At 62.8% G+C, this 14,596-nt stretch carries 11 protein-coding genes and 1 other RNA gene; 5 read left to right on the forward strand and 7 right to left on the reverse strand.

All coding sequences use genetic code 11. The features are described from left to right. Positions 1–22: 22 nt before the first annotated feature. A complete protein-coding gene (locus MSIL_RS17965) occupies positions 23–1,489 on the reverse strand; it encodes an undecaprenyl-phosphate glucose phosphotransferase (RefSeq protein WP_012592495.1) in 1,467 nt (488 codons plus the stop codon). Between the two features lie 304 nt (positions 1,490–1,793). Further along, the gene (gene thrS / locus MSIL_RS17970) at positions 1,794–3,740 is read right to left on the reverse strand and encodes a threonine--tRNA ligase (protein WP_012592496.1); all 1,947 of its coding nucleotides are present in this window, start codon (positions 3,738–3,740) and stop codon (positions 1,794–1,796) included. Positions 3,741–4,423: 683 nt separating this feature from the next. Between thrS and MSIL_RS20400 the strand changes: the two genes are divergently transcribed. After that, entirely contained in the window at positions 4,424–5,113 is a 690-nt protein-coding gene (locus MSIL_RS20400; RefSeq protein ID WP_012592497.1) for a helix-turn-helix transcriptional regulator, read from the forward strand. Between the two features lie 78 nt (positions 5,114–5,191). Here MSIL_RS20400 and MSIL_RS17980 read toward each other — a convergent pair whose 3' ends face one another. The 3 genes from MSIL_RS17980 to MSIL_RS17990 all read right to left on the reverse strand — a co-directional run bounded on the left by MSIL_RS17980 (position 5,192) and on the right by MSIL_RS17990 (position 7,025). Then, complete coding sequence (locus tag MSIL_RS17980; protein ID WP_148213143.1) at positions 5,192–5,683, reverse strand: hypothetical protein; 492 nt, start codon at positions 5,681–5,683, stop codon at positions 5,192–5,194. Positions 5,684–5,785: 102 nt separating this feature from the next. After that, positions 5,786–6,538, reverse strand: a complete 753-nt coding sequence (locus tag MSIL_RS17985; protein ID WP_012592499.1) for a lysophospholipid acyltransferase family protein — start codon at positions 6,536–6,538, stop codon at positions 5,786–5,788. A 235-nt stretch (positions 6,539–6,773) separates the two neighbouring features. Continuing rightward, positions 6,774–7,025 carry a PsiF family protein gene (locus tag MSIL_RS17990; RefSeq protein WP_012592500.1) on the reverse strand — a complete coding sequence of 84 codons (252 nt, stop codon included), beginning with the start codon at positions 7,023–7,025 and terminating at the stop codon, positions 6,774–6,776. A gap of 178 nt (positions 7,026–7,203) precedes the next feature. On the opposite strand from MSIL_RS17990, the gene MSIL_RS17995 reads away from it, so the two are divergent. Genes MSIL_RS17995 through metH form a run of 3 tightly spaced genes read left to right on the forward strand, consistent with a single transcriptional unit; the run spans position 7,204 to position 12,866 of the window. After that, a complete protein-coding gene (locus tag MSIL_RS17995) occupies positions 7,204–8,211 on the forward strand; it encodes an ArsR family transcriptional regulator (RefSeq protein ID WP_012592501.1) in 1,008 nt (335 codons plus the stop codon). Then, on the forward strand, positions 8,208–9,128 hold the full coding sequence (gene metF / locus MSIL_RS18000; protein WP_012592502.1) for a methylenetetrahydrofolate reductase [NAD(P)H]: 921 nt from the start codon (positions 8,208–8,210) through the stop codon (positions 9,126–9,128). Before MSIL_RS17995 ends, metF begins: the two co-directional genes overlap by 4 nt. Then, a complete protein-coding gene (gene metH / locus MSIL_RS18005) occupies positions 9,129–12,866 on the forward strand; it encodes a methionine synthase (protein WP_012592503.1) in 3,738 nt (1,245 codons plus the stop codon). It abuts the gene before it with no gap. A gap of 32 nt (positions 12,867–12,898) precedes the next feature. Here the strand turns inward: metH and MSIL_RS18010 are convergent, their stop codons facing one another. Continuing rightward, positions 12,899–13,633: an N-acetylmuramoyl-L-alanine amidase gene (locus MSIL_RS18010; RefSeq protein ID WP_244406179.1), complete on the reverse strand. Its 735-nt coding sequence runs from the start codon at positions 13,631–13,633 to the stop codon at positions 12,899–12,901. A 19-nt stretch (positions 13,634–13,652) separates the two neighbouring features. After that, a complete protein-coding gene (locus MSIL_RS18015; RefSeq protein ID WP_012592505.1) occupies positions 13,653–13,991 on the reverse strand; it encodes a hypothetical protein in 339 nt (112 codons plus the stop codon). A gap of 186 nt (positions 13,992–14,177) precedes the next feature. Here MSIL_RS18015 and rnpB point away from each other — a divergent pair. Further along, positions 14,178–14,560: RNase P RNA component class A (gene rnpB, locus MSIL_RS20440), an RNA gene on the forward strand. The last annotated feature ends 36 nt before the right edge of the window (positions 14,561–14,596 follow it).

Raw genomic sequence — 14,596 nt, forward strand, 5'->3', positions numbered from 1 at the left:
AGAGAATTGGGAGAGGAAACGTTCAATAGGCGCGGTTGCGCAGCACTTCAAAGCAGGTGCGCAGCAGGATGTTGATGTCGAGCGCGATCGACCAATGGTTGACGTACCAGAGGTCGAGTTTGACGCGCTCGATCATCTGCTCGAGCTGGCCGGTTTCCCCGCGCAGGCCATTGCATTGCGCCCAGCCGGTGATCCCCGGCTTGACGTGATGGCGGAACGCATATTTCGCGATCAGCACCTTATATTCATTGTCATGCGCGAGGGCGTGCGGGCGCGGGCCCACCAGCGACATATCGCCCTTCAACACATTGAACAGCTGCGGCAGCTCATCCATGCTGGACTGGCGCAGAAACTGACCCACGCGCGTCACGCGGCGGTCGTTGCGTCTCGCCTGCACAATCTTGTCGCCGTCTTCCTGCACCGTCATCGAACGGAATTTGTAAATCTGGAACTGCCGGGCGTTGAAGCCGTTGCGGCGTTGCTTGAAGATGACGGGACCTTTGCTGTCGAGCTTGATCAAAACGGCGATCATGACGAACAGCGGCGATAGGAGCACAATGCCGATTGAGGAGCAGACGATGTCGAGCGTGCGCTTGATCGTCTGCTCGACGCGGGTCAGCGGCGCCCGCTGGATTTCGAGCGTCAGGCCAGGCCCGCTGGTCGACAGCAGGCGGCGTCCCAGAACCGAACGAATCGTATAATCGGGAAGAAGCTCCACGGGCAGCGGCGACGCGCGCAATCTTTCCCGCACCGTTTCGAGCAGCGCGGCGTTGTTCCAGCGCAGAGCCACCACGAATTGATCGGCGTGAGATTCACGAGCCTCGTGCAAGGCGCGGTCGAGATCCACCAGCACATCCTCCGCGGATGCCCCGCTTCCGCTCGCCAATGAGACGCGGGCGACTTCGGTGAGGCCGAAATAACGGAACAGGACAGCCGTCGAGAGCCGCAGCAGTTCGGAGGGCTCGCCGAGCGTGACGACCCGGCGGCCGGCGAGGCCGCCCCTGGCCATCAGCGACCGCGACGTCTTCTCGGCGAGCCAGCGCGCGACGAGAAGCAGAGAAATCTGCATGACGGCGGCGGCCGTCATGGCTCCGCGCGGCAGCACGGTCTCGCCGCGCAGGAAAACCAGAAAGATCGCCACAAACAGCACGACGACCGCCCAGGTCATGAAGATGCGGCCTAAATATCGCGAGGGCGCAAGTAAAACCGGCAGGCGGTAAAGACCGCGGGAGCTGGCGACATAGGTATAGAGCAACGCCTGAGACAGCCCGACGCCGAGGCTTATTTCGATAGGGGCGCTCTCGCCCGACCAAATATACTGATAGAAAAGGACGCCCAATACGCTGGACAGGGTAATCAAGAATATATCGACGCAGCCCGCGATCACCTCAATGTTTTTATAGGATACATAAAGTTTTGCAGAGGAAGCGGCTACCACGTCCCCGTCAATCTCGGATTCAGCAATCTGGCTTAAGCGATTAAAGTACATTCCCAGACTCGCAATGTTCCGCTGGTCTCTGTTAGCATTAGGCTACGGTAACCCCGAAAAATCAACCTAAAAGCCAGCCTTGGAGTGGTCATTCTGCCCGCTATGTGCGCGACAGCACGTCGTATTCACGAAAATATCACTCCGCCAAACGCGTCTGAACTATTTACGAATGCGAGTATTCATCGTTCCTTCATTGAAGAACGTTAGCGACCGCCGCAGTCCTCTCACAGTACATCCTACGGTAGCAAGCGCGCAATCTTCGCGACAGCGCGGTTGCAGGGTTCGTTCTGACGCGAAGCAATATTCATGCTGCGCTGCGAAGGCGCCTGAGATCTGGCGGCGTTGCTTCGTCCGCGAGGCGCTCCAGCGCCGTCTCGAGGCTCAGACTTGTCGTATCGGAAGCGCCGAGCCGCCGAATCGAAACAGTGCGCTCCAGCCCCTCCCGTTTGCCGACGACGATCAGCACCGGCGTCTTGGCGAGGGAATGCTCCCTAATCTTGTAGGAGATCTTTTCGTTGCGCAAATCCGCTTCGACGCGCAGGCCGTATTTGCGGGCCGCCGCCGCCACTTCGAGCGCATAGTCGTCGGCGTCCTGGGTGATCGTCGCGACGATCACCTGCACCGGCGCCAGCCACAAAGGCAGATTGCCTGAAAAATGCTCGATCAGAATGCCGGTGAATCGTTCGAGCGATCCGAAGATCGCGCGATGGATCATGACTGGCGTCTTTTTGTCGCTGTCGGCGTCGATATAGAAGGCCCCGAAGCGGCCGGGCATATTGAAATCGACTTGCGTCGTCCCGCATTGCCATTCGCGGCCGATCGCGTCGCGTAGCGTATATTCGAGCTTTGGACCGTAAAACGCGCCCTCGCCGGGATTGACGCCGGTCTTCGCGCCTCCAGCCGCCAGCATGTCGACGACCCGGCCGAGGGCCGCCTCCGCCTTGTCCCAGGCCTCTTCCGAGCCGACGCGTTTTTCGGGGCGCGTCGAGAGCTTGATAATGACGTCGTCAAAGCCAAAGTCTTGATAGATCGAGAGAATCAGATCATTGACCTTGAGGCTCTCAGCCATGATCTGATCTTCCGTGCAGAAGATATGCGCGTCATCCTGCGTGAAGGCGCGCACCCGCATGACCCCATGCAGCGCGCCGGACGGCTCATAGCGATGCACGACGCCGAACTCGCCGATCTTCAGCGGCAGGTCGCGATAGGATTTGAGGCCGTTCTTGAAGATCTGCACATGGCCGGGACAGTTCATCGGCTTCAGCGCGAAGATCCGCTCGTCCTCGGTCTTGGTAAGGAACATGTGTTCGCGAAAAGTCTGCCAGTGGCCGGAGGTTTCCCAGAGGGCGCGGTCGAGCACCTGCGGCGTATTCACTTCGAGATAGCCGTCAGCCTCCATGCGTCGCCGCATATAGGCGATGAGGGTCTGGAACAGGGTCCAGCCCTTGGGGTGCCAGAAGATCGCGCCGGGGCCTTCCTCCTGAAAATGGAACAGGTCCATTTCCCGCCCGAGCCGCCGATGGTCGCGCTTCTCGGCCTCCTCGATCTGCCTCAGATAGGCCGCGAGCTCCTCGCGCGTGGCGAAGGCCGTCGCATAGATGCGTTGCAGCATGGGGCGGTTCGAATCGCCGCGCCAATAGGCGCCGGCGACCTTCATCAGCTTGAATGCGTCGCCGATCTTGCCGGTTGAGGTCATATGCGGGCCGCGGCAGAGGTCGAGCCAGTCGCCCTGCCGGTAGATCTTCAGATCCTCGTCGCCCGGAATAGAGTCGACGAGTTCAACCTTGAACGCCTCGCCCCTTGTCTCGAAGAAGGAGCGCGCCTGATCGCGGCTCCAGACCTCCTTCGTGAAGGGCCTGTCGCGCGCGATGATTTCGGCCATTTTTTTTTCGACGGCGGCAAAATCGTCCGGCGTGAACGGCTCGTTGCGGAAAAAATCGTAATAGAACCCGTTCTCGATGACGGGACCGATCGTCACTTGCGTGCCCGGATAGAGCGTCTGCACCGCTTCGGCGAGGACATGCGCGGCGTCGTGGCGGATGAGCTCAAGGGCGCGCTTATCCTCGCGGCCGATGAACTCCACGCGCGCCCCGTGGCGGACGGGATCGGCGAGATCGCTTAGGGAGCCGTCGACGATCATGGCGACCGTGCGTTTGGCGAGCGAGGGGGAAATGGCTTTGGCGATGTCGAACCCGCTTGCGCCGGCGGGAAACTGACGCGTGGCGCCATCGGGAAAGGTAACATCGATCATATCGTGAACTCCTCGGCTCAGTCGCCGAAACCAATCGGCGTAAGCGAATGCGCAGCTTCAGAATGCCCGGTGTGGGGCCGCGTCCCTCGCCGCTCCGTTTGTGGTCGGGACGGGACGAGCGCCGGCGCTTGCGCTCGGGCGATCTCGTCCCGGACGCTGGACATAAGCGGTTTGCCCGCGCGGCTCAAGCCCTCGACTGAACCCGTCCAGCTTCTGTCGCTTTTTCAACACAGCTTCGCCATAATCAGCATGGAGTCGCCGGAATGGCGTCGCGTTCGGATGACAGGCCGGCGGTGTTGTGCCACACTTTAGCCGCAAGTCAGCGGGGACGAGAGCGGGCGCTATGCTTGGCGTCTACGGGGGAATCATTGTTTTGGGTCCGCCTAAACTAAACTTAATGTAGGTTAAGCGGCCGCAATATTACGGTCGTGAAGTGAAATTCCTGTAATAACAAGGCCGGTGTGCGTTGTCGCACACCGCGGCCCGCAGGCAAGTATTAAATCACTTTAGAGAAACAGGAGCGATAAAGACCGATCAGCCGCGCTTTGAATGAGCTACGGAGCTTTTTTAGCGCAGAGTCATTCGGTTTTTATCGAAATTGTTTGGGCGCTCGAAGCGTCGACGGTCCAACGATCATTCGTATTCCGCGCGTTTGCGCTTCCTTACAGGCGTAGAATTAGATCATGACTCCCTTCGCGATGTATTTGGACGAAATCAACCTGGAATGCGAGGAAAAGCGCGCGCACGCCGGCTTGACGCGGCGCGTCGCCGAGATTGGGCTCCTCTCGCGTTCGCCGGTCGGCGATCTAAACACAACCGATCCGCTGAATATTCTGTCGCTGCCGGCGCTTCTGCTCGACCTTGACGGCTGCGTCGTCGAGAGCAACACCGCGGCGGGAGCCCTGTTCGACAATGACATCAGGGTGCGCCAGCGCCGGCTTTTTATCCGCGATCTGGAAGCGCGCAACAAGCTGCGCATCTATGTCGATCAATTCGAATATGCGACGCCGCGCTTTGCCCCGTCGATCGAGCCGATCATTGTGCCGCGGCAGGACAAGCTGCCGGTCTTGGTGCGGATCTGGCCGATCGACAGCGGCGCGCGCTGGCCGTCTTCGGACGTTCGGGCGCTTTTGACCTTGAGTTCCCTCGGGCCCCGTCCGGGGCCGCCCGCCGCTCTGCTCGCCAAGATCTTCTCGCTGACGCCGTCCGAAGCCAAGCTCGCGGCGATCATCGCGCGAGGCGTCGGCCCGGACACGGCCGCGATCGAACTCAACATTTCGCGCGAGACGGCCCGCAACCAGTTGAAGTCGATCTTCGCCAAGACGGGAACCCACCGGCAAGGCGAACTGGTCGCGCTTCTGCTGCAAGTCTGACGCGGCTGGGTTTCGGTCTTATCGCGAACGGCGGGGCCGCGCCGCGAAGGCCTAAGCTCTGCGGCGTTTGAACATGCGCTAATCTGTCAAATCGGCGAGGAGCGCCCGCCGCGCCTTGCTCCCCTCCGCCAGCAGATGGACATGCCACTCACGCGCGCCGAGGCGGATCAGCGCCGCGACTGTCTCGCTTGCGTCGGCAGAGGCCCCTCCCGAACAGCAGAGCTCAAAAGCGCCGAGCCTGCGGCGCTGGCCGACTGCGTTGAATCCCATGGCGAGAACGACCGCGCTTTCAAACGCCGGAAGACCGCCAAGATCGCTGTCGTCAAAATCATGGGCGGCGGAAACGGGAAAGACGGAGAAAATATAGGAGCGGCCGGAGGCGGCGCGCCATTTATGAAAGCGACCGGCGAGGTTGCCCCCCGCAAGGCAATGCAGCGGCGCGTTTCGCAAGGGCTGACGGCGATCGGAGCTGCTCTCTGCGCCCCAGAAAGGCGCAAGCGTCTCGGCGCATTCGGGGAGCTGGCCTTTTTGCGAAAGACGAAGGACGACGCCCATCTGTTCCAGCTCCATCAAAAACATTCGGAACAGACATAGAACAAAGCGGGATTTTGTCAACCTTATATGCGGTTTTGTTCTTGATTTCTGCGCGAGTCCCTTGACGTCGCGCCAAAATCAAACGGTCGCCAGCTCCACAGACAGGGAGGGATCGGCGGCGATCGCCTCGGCGATCAATTCTTCCGTCGCCGCCTCGATGCGGCTTTGCAGAACGCGCATGAACTTCTGCTTGTCGACGTCGGCGGCGAGCGGCGGCAGAAATTTGATCACCACGCGCCCGCGCCGCCGCAGGAATCCTTGACGCGGCCAGAACAGACCGGAATTTAACGCGACCGGCACGCAGACTGCCCCCGTTGCGGCGCACAGATGGGCGACGCCCGACTTATAGTCCGGCGCGGCGCCGGGGAGAGTTCGCGTTCCCTCCGGAAAGATGAAGACTTGGCGCTGCTCGTCGATCGCTTCGCGAACCTGCCGGGTCAGTTCCGCCAGCGCCTGGCCGCGCCTTGCCCGTTCGATCCCGATCTGGCCGGCGCCTTTCAGGTACCAGCCGAAAAACGGAATCGCCATCAGTTCGCGCTTGAGGACGAAGGTGAAATCATTCATCTGCGTGGTCAGCGCGAAGGTTTCCAGCGCCGACTGATGTTTCGCTGCGATGATGCAGGCGCCGGGGGGCAAATTCTCCCGGCCGCGAAACTCGACTTTCACGCCGCAGAGCTTGTCGAGCAGCCACAGTGAGTTGCGCGCCCACAGACGGGCAAGGTCCTGCACGGCGTCGCGCTTCATGAAGAGGGTCGGCAGGCCGGCGAAAGCCAACACTGTGATGTTGACGTAAAACGCTATGTTGAAAAGGATCGAGCGGATGACGGTCATGGGTCTTTGTTGGGTCGCGCCTTAAACGTGCTGGCGCGTTGCGATCCGGGGGAGGCGACGGGCGGATCTTATACAGGCGCAGCGCCCTGTCCGAAAGCCGCGCCGCGCCACATGACTCTCATGGATTAATTAGAGAGGATCGCCCGCAAAGCGGTTTCCGTTTTCTCTAAGGCGGTGCGCGCCGAGCCGGATCGGCCGACGCGCTAATAACCGTTTGGGCAAAACCCGCCTCGGTTCAGCTTTGTTTGCATTTCTGCCGGAAGGCCTTGCGCTCCTTGCCGTGCAGCCCCTTGGCGTCAGCCTGCGTCGAACATTCCTTGGCTTTCGCCTTTTTGGCGTCATCGGAGAGGCCGCTCGGCTTGCTCGCCGCGGCAGGAGCTGCGGCGGGACTTGCGGGCGCCGCCGCGGGCGTTTGCTGGGCGAAGCCAACTGCGACGGACGACAAAATGAGCGAGCCGGCAAGGAGAGAAGAAAGCATGAGCTTCATGGAAGCGCCTTTCCAATTATAACGATTCGCCCGCGGTCGAACAGGCGGCCGCGACCTTAAGGTCGCACTGGCGGCAAAAGAAAGGCGGCAGGGCGCTCTTGTTACGTGCGCGAGTATTTTTGCCTTTACATATAAAGATATCTGCATATATATGTAGCTGTCTTCGCACGTGGACGCCATGACTCAATTTCACGCTCCATTCGACGTCGTTTTGAACGCGCTTGCCGCCGCCGGGGAGGCGACCCGCCTGCGCCTGCTGGCGCTTCTCGCCGAGGCGGAGCTGACCGTCACCGAAATTGTCACCATTCTCGGCCAGTCTCAGCCGCGCGTCTCGCGGCATCTTCGCCTGCTCGCCGAAGCCGGCCTCGTCGAGCGCCATCGCGAGGGCTCCTGGGTGTTCTTTCTGATGAGCCAGCACGGACCGGCCGCCGGCTTTGCGCGCGACATCGTCGCGAGGCTCGCCCCCGGGGAGCCTCTCCTCGGCGCAGACCGGGCGCGCCTTGCCGAAGTGCGCCAGGCGCGCGCCGAGCAGGCGGCGCGCTATTTTGCAGCCCATGCGGCGAATTGGGACGAGTTGCGCGCGATGCATCTTCCCGAGGAGCGCGTCGAGGCGGCGATCGTCGACATCGTCGGCAAATCGCCGATCCATGCGCTGCTCGACCTTGGCGCCGGCACGGGGCGGATGCTTGAACTTCTCGCGCCGCTCGCCGCGCGCGCCGTCGGCGTCGATCAGTCGCCGCAGATGCTGGCCGTCGCGCGCGCGCGCCTTGAGCGCGCAGGCCTGCGCAACACGCAATTGCGGCAGGGCGATATTTACGCGCTTCCGGTCGAGCCCGACCATTACGATCTCGTCGTCATGCATCAGGTGCTGCATTATCTTGACGATCCGCTGCGCGCCATCCGCGAGGCGACGCGGGCGCTGCGGCCGGGCGGGCGTCTCCTCATCGTCGACTTCGCGCCGCATCATGAGGAGCATTTGCGCGCCGCCCATGCGCATCGCCGCCTCGGCTTTGCGGCCGAGGAGATCGCGGGCTTCATGCAGGCGTCCGGCCTCGACGTCGCGCTGCGCCGCGATCTCGCCCCCAACCTCAGCGAGGGCGGCAAGCTCACCGTGTCGATCTGGCTCGGACAAGACCGACGAATCATCACCGATCAACTTCCTTTGACCGCGCGAGAAGTCGCATGAGCGAACATCCAAGCTGTGAATTGCCGCGCGCGAGCCGCACGCATTGCCCCGATATCCGCGTCTCGTTTGAGTTTTTCCCGCCGAAGACGGTCGCCATGGAGGCGCTGCTCTGGGAATCGATCAATCGCCTTGCCCCGCTCGGGCCGAGCTTTATGTCGGTGACCTATGGCGCCGGCGGATCGACCCGCGAGCGCACCCATCAGACTGTCGCGCGTCTCGCCAAGGAAGCGGTTGTGCGGCCCGCCGCGCACCTCACCTGCGTCGGCGCCTCGATGAAAGAGATCGACGGCATCGTGCAAGGCTATTGGGACGCCGGCGTTCGCCATATCGTCGCCTTGCGCGGCGATCCGCCGGACGGGCTTGGGGCGACCTTCGAGCCGCATCCGCAGGGCTATAAGAATTCCTGCGCGCTCGTCGCCGGCATCAAGCGCATCGGCGATTTCGAGATTTCCGTCTCGGCCTATCCGGAGCGCCATCCGGAAAGCCTGTCGCTTGACGCCGACATCGACTTCCTGCGCGCGAAGGTCGATGCCGGCGCGAGCCGGGCAATCACCCAGTTCTTCTTCGAGAACGAAATCTATCTGCGCTATCTCGACCGGCTGCGCGCGGCGGGCGTCGATATTCCGATCGTGCCGGGCATCATGCCGATGCAAAATTTCAAGCAGACCGCGGGCTTCGCCAAGAAGGCTGGCGCCAGCGTGCCGCAATGGCTCGCCGACCGCTTCGAGGGATTGGATGACGATCCTCAGACAAGGCGGCTCGTCGCCGCCACCGTCGCGGCGGAGCAGGTGCTCGATCTTGTCGATCACGGCGTGCGGGACTTTCATTTCTACACCAACAATCGCGCCGATCTCGTCTACGCCATTTGCCATCTCCTCGGGCTGCGGCCGAAACCTGAACAAAAAGAGGCCGCCTGAATGACCCATCGCTTTGACGGAGCAGAAACCCGAGCCGCCTTCCTTGACGCTGCGCGGAAAAGAATCCTGGTGCTCGACGGCGCCATGGGGACGATGATCCAGCAGCATAAATTCACCGAGGAGCAGTTTCGCGGCGAGCGCTTTGCCGATTGGCCGAGCGATCTGCGCGGCAACAATGATCTCTTGAGCCTGACCCAGCCGAAGGCGATCGAACAGATCCATCGCGCCTATATCGACGCTGGCGCCGACATCATCGCGACCAACACTTTCAATTCGACAAGCATCTCGCAGGCCGACTATGGCATGCAGGAGCTTGTCTTCGAGCTTAATCGGGAATCGGCGCGGCTGTGCCGGGTGGCCGCCGACGCCGCGGAGAAACACGACGGCAAGCGCCGCTTTGTCGCCGGCGCGCTTGGTCCGACGAGCCGCACGGCCTCGATTTCGCCGGACGTCAACAATCCGGGCTTTCGCGCCGTCAGCTTCGATGAATTGCGCGACGCCTATGACGAGGCCGCGCGGGCGCTGATCGAGGGCGGCGCCGACCTTCTGATCATCGAGACAATCTTCGACACGCTGAACGCCAAGGCTGCGCTCGCCGGCGTGCGCGATGCTTTCGCCAAGCTTGGCGTCGAAGCGCCGGTCATGATTTCCGGCACGATCACCGATCTCTCCGGCCGCACCCTGTCCGGCCAGACGCCGACAGCCTTCTGGCATTCCCTGCGCCACGCCGATCCTTTGACGATCGGGCTCAACTGCGCTCTCGGCGCGCGGGAAATGCGCGCCCATCTCGCCGAACTCTCGCGCATCGCCGATACGCTCGTCTGCGCCTATCCAAACGCCGGTCTTCCGAACGAATTCGGCCTTTACGACGAGAGCCCCGAATATATGGCGAGCCTTGTCGGCGAATTCGCCGACTCGGGGCTAGTCAATGTCGTCGGCGGCTGCTGCGGCACGACGCCCGCCCATATCCATGCGATCGCCAAACGCATCGAGGGGGTCGCGCCGCGCGAGATCCCGGAGATCGCGCCCTTGCTGCGCCTGTCCGGCCTCGAGCCTTTCGTGCTCGCGCCTGAAATTCCCTTCGTCAATGTCGGCGAGCGCACCAATGTCACCGGCTCGGCCAAATTCCGGAAGCTGATCAAACAGGGCGATTTTGCCGCGGCGCTCGACGTTGCGCGCGATCAGGTCGCGGCCGGCGCGCAGATCATCGACGTCAATATGGACGAGGGCTTGCTCGACTCCGAAAAGGCGATGGTCGAATTCCTAAATCTCATCGCCGCCGAGCCGGACATCGCGCGCGTGCCGGTGATGATCGATTCCTCGAAATTCTCGGTGATCGAGGCCGGGCTGAAATGCGTGCAGGGCAAGTCGGTCGTCAATTCGATCTCGATGAAAGAGGGGGTCGAAAAATTCATCGCCGACGCCCGCACGGTGCGCGCCTATGGCGCCGCCGTCGTCGTCATGGCTTTCGACGAGAAGGGCCAGGCCGACACCTTTGAACGCAAGGTCGAGATCTGCGCCAAGGCCTATCAGATCCTGACGCAGGAGGCTGGCTTTCCGCCCGAAGACATCATCTTCGATCCGAATATCTTCGCCATCGCGACGGGCATCGAGGAACACAATAATTACGGCGTCGACTTCATCGAGGCGACGCGGGAGATTCGCAAGCGCTTCCCGCTCGTGCACATTTCCGGCGGCGTCTCCAATCTATCGTTCTCGTTTCGCGGCAATGAGCCGGTGCGCGAGGCCATGCACGCCGTGTTTCTCTACCACGCCATCCAGGCCGGCATGGATATGGGCATCGTCAATGCGGGGCAGCTCGCGGTCTACGCCGAGATCGAGCCGGGGCTGCGCGAGGCCTGTGAGGACGTCGTGCTCAACCGGCGTCCCGACGCCACCGAGCGCCTGCTTGCGATCGCCGAAGGGTTTCGCGGCCATGGAGTCGAAAAAGCCGAAAGAGACCTTGTCTGGCGCGAGCAGCCGGTCATCAAGCGGCTTGAACATGCGTTGGTCAATGGCATCACCGAATTTGTCGAGCTCGACGTCGAAGAGGCGCGCGCCGCATCCAAGCGCCCGCTCGACGTGATCGAAGGCCCGCTGATGGCCGGAATGAATGTCGTCGGCGATCTCTTCGGCGCCGGCAAGATGTTCCTGCCGCAGGTCGTCAAATCGGCTCGCGTGATGAAGCAGGCGGTCGCCTATCTTCTTCCCTATATGGACGAGGAGAAGCGCAAGAATGGCGGCTCGGAGCGCTCCACCGCCGGCAAGATCTTGATGGCGACGGTCAAGGGCGACGTGCACGATATCGGCAAGAATATCGTCGGCGTCGTGCTTGCCTGCAACAATTACGAGATCATCGATCTTGGCGTCATGGTTCCCGCCGCGAAGATTCTCAGCGTTGCGCGGGCGGAAAAAGTCGACGCCATCGGCCTGTCCGGCCTTATCACGCCTTCGCTCGACGAGATGTGCTATGTCGCCGCCGAAATGGAGCGCGAGGGTTTCGATCTGCCCTTGTTGATTGGCGGCGCCACAACAAGCCGCGTGCATACGGCGGTCAAGATCCACCCCAACTACACGCGCGGACAAACCGTCTATGTCAATGACGCCAGCCGCGCAGTTGGCGTCGTGCAGTCGCTGCTTGGCGAGAGCGCGCGCGATGCGGCCGAGACCTTCCGCGCCGAATATGAAAAGGTGGCGGCGGCGCATCGCCGCGGCGAAGCGGAAAAGCTGCGCCTGCCGATCGGCAAGGCGCGCGCCAATGCGCTCAAGATCGATTGGGACGACTATGCGCCGCCGCGTCCGACCTTTACCGGCTCGCGCGTGTTTCGCAGCTATGACGTCGCCGAGCTCATCCCTTACATCGACTGGACGCCCTTCTTTCAGACCTGGGAGCTGCGCGGCCGCTATCCGGCCATCCTCGACGATCCCAAACAGGGCGAGGCGGCGCGCAGCCTCTTTGACGACGCGCAGGCGATGCTGAAGCGCATGGTCGAGGAGCATTGGCTCGATCCGAAGGCGGTGATCGGCTTCTGGCCGGCCAATTCCGTGGGCGATGACATCGCGCTCTACACAGGTGAATCGCGTTCGGAAAAACTTGCGGCCTTCCATACTCTGCGGCAACAGCTGACGCGCCGCGACGGAAAACCCAACATCGCCCTGTCGGATTTTATCGCGCCCGCGGGCGGCAAACCCGACTACATCGGCGCTTTCGTCGTCACGGCGGGCGCGCAGGAAGGCAAGATCGCCGACCGCTTCGCCAAAGCCAACGACGACTACGGCTCGATCCTCGTCAAGGCGCTTGCCGACCGCATCGCCGAAGCCTTGGCCGAGCGCATGCACGAGCGCGTGCGGCGCGAATTCTGGGCCTATGCGCCGGACGAGGCGATCTCCGAGGATGACCGCTTGCGCGAAGAATATCGCGGCATTCGTCCCGCGCCCGGCTATCCGGCTCAGCCCGACCACACGGAAAAGGCGACGCTGTTCGAACTGCTGGCGGCAGAAAAACGGATTGGCGTTTCGCTGACGGAAAGCTTTGCGATGTGGCCGGGCGCCTCTGTGTCGGGGCTCTATTTCGCGCATCCGCAGGCGCATTATTTCGGCGTCGCCAAGATCGAGCGCGATCAGGTCGAGGATTACGCGCTGCGCAAGGGGATGAGCGTCGCCGAGATGGAGCGCTGGCTGGCGCCGATCCTCAACTATGATCCGGCGAGCGTCGCGGAGGCGGCCGCGGCGGAATAGGCGCGACGCGCCAAATCGGCGAAGACCGCCTGTTAGACGCCCGGCCGCATCGCCAGCAATTTTCGCAAAGTTGCGACCGTCGAAAAATCGGCGATCCCATCGACCAGCGCCGGCCTGAAATGGCGCTGGAAGGCGCGAATGACACATTGCGTCCGCGCGTCATAGGCGCCGCTGACCGGCGCGCCATAACCATAGGCGCCGAGCATCGCCTGCAATTCCTCGACCTCGGCCCCGCGTGAATTATGGTCGAGGCGAGGTCCGGCGGAGATTGGGCAGGGGGCGACATAATGGCCGATCCCCGCGTGGGCGAGCCAATCCCAGGGGAAAAACTCGCCGGGGTCGATTTTGCGGTCGGGCGCGATGTCTGAATGGGCGAGCACGCGGTCGGGCGCGATTCGCCAGCGTTCGACGATATCGCCGCAAAGCGCTGTCACCGAGGCGATCTGCGCCTCAGGATAGGGATGCGCGGCGCGGCCGTTCTTGTGGCCCGGATGGGCGATTTCGATGCCGATCGAGACATCGTTCATATCGGTCTCGCCGGCCCAGATGCCGCGGCCGGCGTGCCAGGCGCGCCGCGCCTCCGGCACCAGCAGCATGATCTCGCCGTCCGGCATGACGACGTAATGGGCTGAGACTTCGCTCGCCGGGTCGCACAACAGCGCGACCGCGGCCTCGCCCGTCGGCACGCCGGTGTAATGCAGGATGAGCGAGTTCGGCGTCTTGCCGCCTTTGCGCTCGCCGTGGTTGGGCGAAGCGCGAAGCGTCATCGGCAGAGCGGAATGAGTCTTAGTAACCAGCATAGCCCTGGCAGAACGGGTTGCCATAAGCGTCCCAGACGACGCGGGCGCAACGGGGCGGCGGCGGCGGCGGCGGATAATAGCCGGGCGGCGGCGGCGGCGGGTTGGGCGGACGCGTATTGGCGCCGACGATCGCGCCGGTCGCGGCTCCAAGCACGCCGCCAAGCACCGCGGAACCGACATTCCCGCCAGCAAGGCCGCCGATCGCAGCGCCGGTCGCGCCGCCAAGGCCGGCGCCGCTGAGCGCCCGTTGTTCTGGCGTGTAGCCGCAGCCCGCGAGCGCCATCGAGGCGGCGACGGCGACGACGAAGGGAAGGGTGTTCTTCATACCTGATCCTAGCATTGCGTGAATCGTCGCGCCAATCTCCCGACGAAGGCGAGAGGGTCAAGTCAGAACCCGGTTTTATTAAGGATTTGCTACGGTCATGCGCCTTTTTCGGCACATCGGGCTTCGGCTGCGACAGAAAAGCGAAGCGCATTGACGGGAAGCGGCTTCAAGCCTATCCGCAAGGAGCCAGTCGGCCGGATGGCCGCCGCCTCAGGGCGGAGGAAAGTCCGGGCTCCACAGAGAAACGGTGCCGGATAACGTCCGGCGGGGGCGACCCTAGGGAAAGCGCCACAGAAAACAGACCGCCATCCGGCTTGCGCCGGAGGTAAGGGTGAAACGGTGCGGTAAGAGCGCACCGCGCGCATGGCGACATGAGCGGCACGGCAAGCCCCACCGGGAGCAAAACCGAATAGGGGCGACGCGGGGCGCAGGCCCCAGATCCTTCTCTGGATCGTCGCCCGGGTTGGTTGCTCGAGGCGGCCGGTAACGGCCGTCCCAGAGGAATGGCCATCGCGCGCCGCGGACTCCGCGGCGCCTTACAGAACCCGGCTTAAAGGCCGGCTGGCGCCCCTCACGGCGAGATTGGAGCCGCGGCGGCCGCGGCT

The sequence above is a fragment of the Methylocella silvestris BL2 genome (assembly GCF_000021745.1).
GTDB classification, from domain to species: domain Bacteria; phylum Pseudomonadota; class Alphaproteobacteria; order Rhizobiales; family Beijerinckiaceae; genus Methylocapsa; species Methylocapsa silvestris.

Bases quoted from the DNA above. Each gene is read 5' to 3' on its own strand.
- MSIL_RS17965 (WP_012592495.1), bottom strand. From the start codon at position 1,489: ATGTACTTTAATCGCTTAAGCCAGATTGCTGAATCCGAGATTGACGGG.
- thrS (WP_012592496.1), bottom strand. From the start codon at position 3,740: ATGATCGATGTTACCTTTCCCGATGGCGCCACGCGTCAGTTTCCCGCC.
- MSIL_RS20400 (WP_012592497.1), top strand. From the start codon at position 4,424: ATGACTCCCTTCGCGATGTATTTGGACGAAATCAACCTGGAATGCGAG.
- MSIL_RS17980 (WP_148213143.1), bottom strand. From the start codon at position 5,683: ATGGAGCTGGAACAGATGGGCGTCGTCCTTCGTCTTTCGCAAAAAGGC.
- MSIL_RS17985 (WP_012592499.1), bottom strand. From the start codon at position 6,538: ATGACCGTCATCCGCTCGATCCTTTTCAACATAGCGTTTTACGTCAAC.
- MSIL_RS17990 (WP_012592500.1), bottom strand. From the start codon at position 7,025: ATGAAGCTCATGCTTTCTTCTCTCCTTGCCGGCTCGCTCATTTTGTCG.
- MSIL_RS17995 (WP_012592501.1), top strand. From the start codon at position 7,204: ATGACTCAATTTCACGCTCCATTCGACGTCGTTTTGAACGCGCTTGCC.
- metF (WP_012592502.1), top strand. From the start codon at position 8,208: ATGAGCGAACATCCAAGCTGTGAATTGCCGCGCGCGAGCCGCACGCAT.
- metH (WP_012592503.1), top strand. From the start codon at position 9,129: ATGACCCATCGCTTTGACGGAGCAGAAACCCGAGCCGCCTTCCTTGAC.
- MSIL_RS18010 (WP_244406179.1), bottom strand. From the start codon at position 13,633: ATGACGCTTCGCGCTTCGCCCAACCACGGCGAGCGCAAAGGCGGCAAG.
- MSIL_RS18015 (WP_012592505.1), bottom strand. From the start codon at position 13,991: ATGAAGAACACCCTTCCCTTCGTCGTCGCCGTCGCCGCCTCGATGGCG.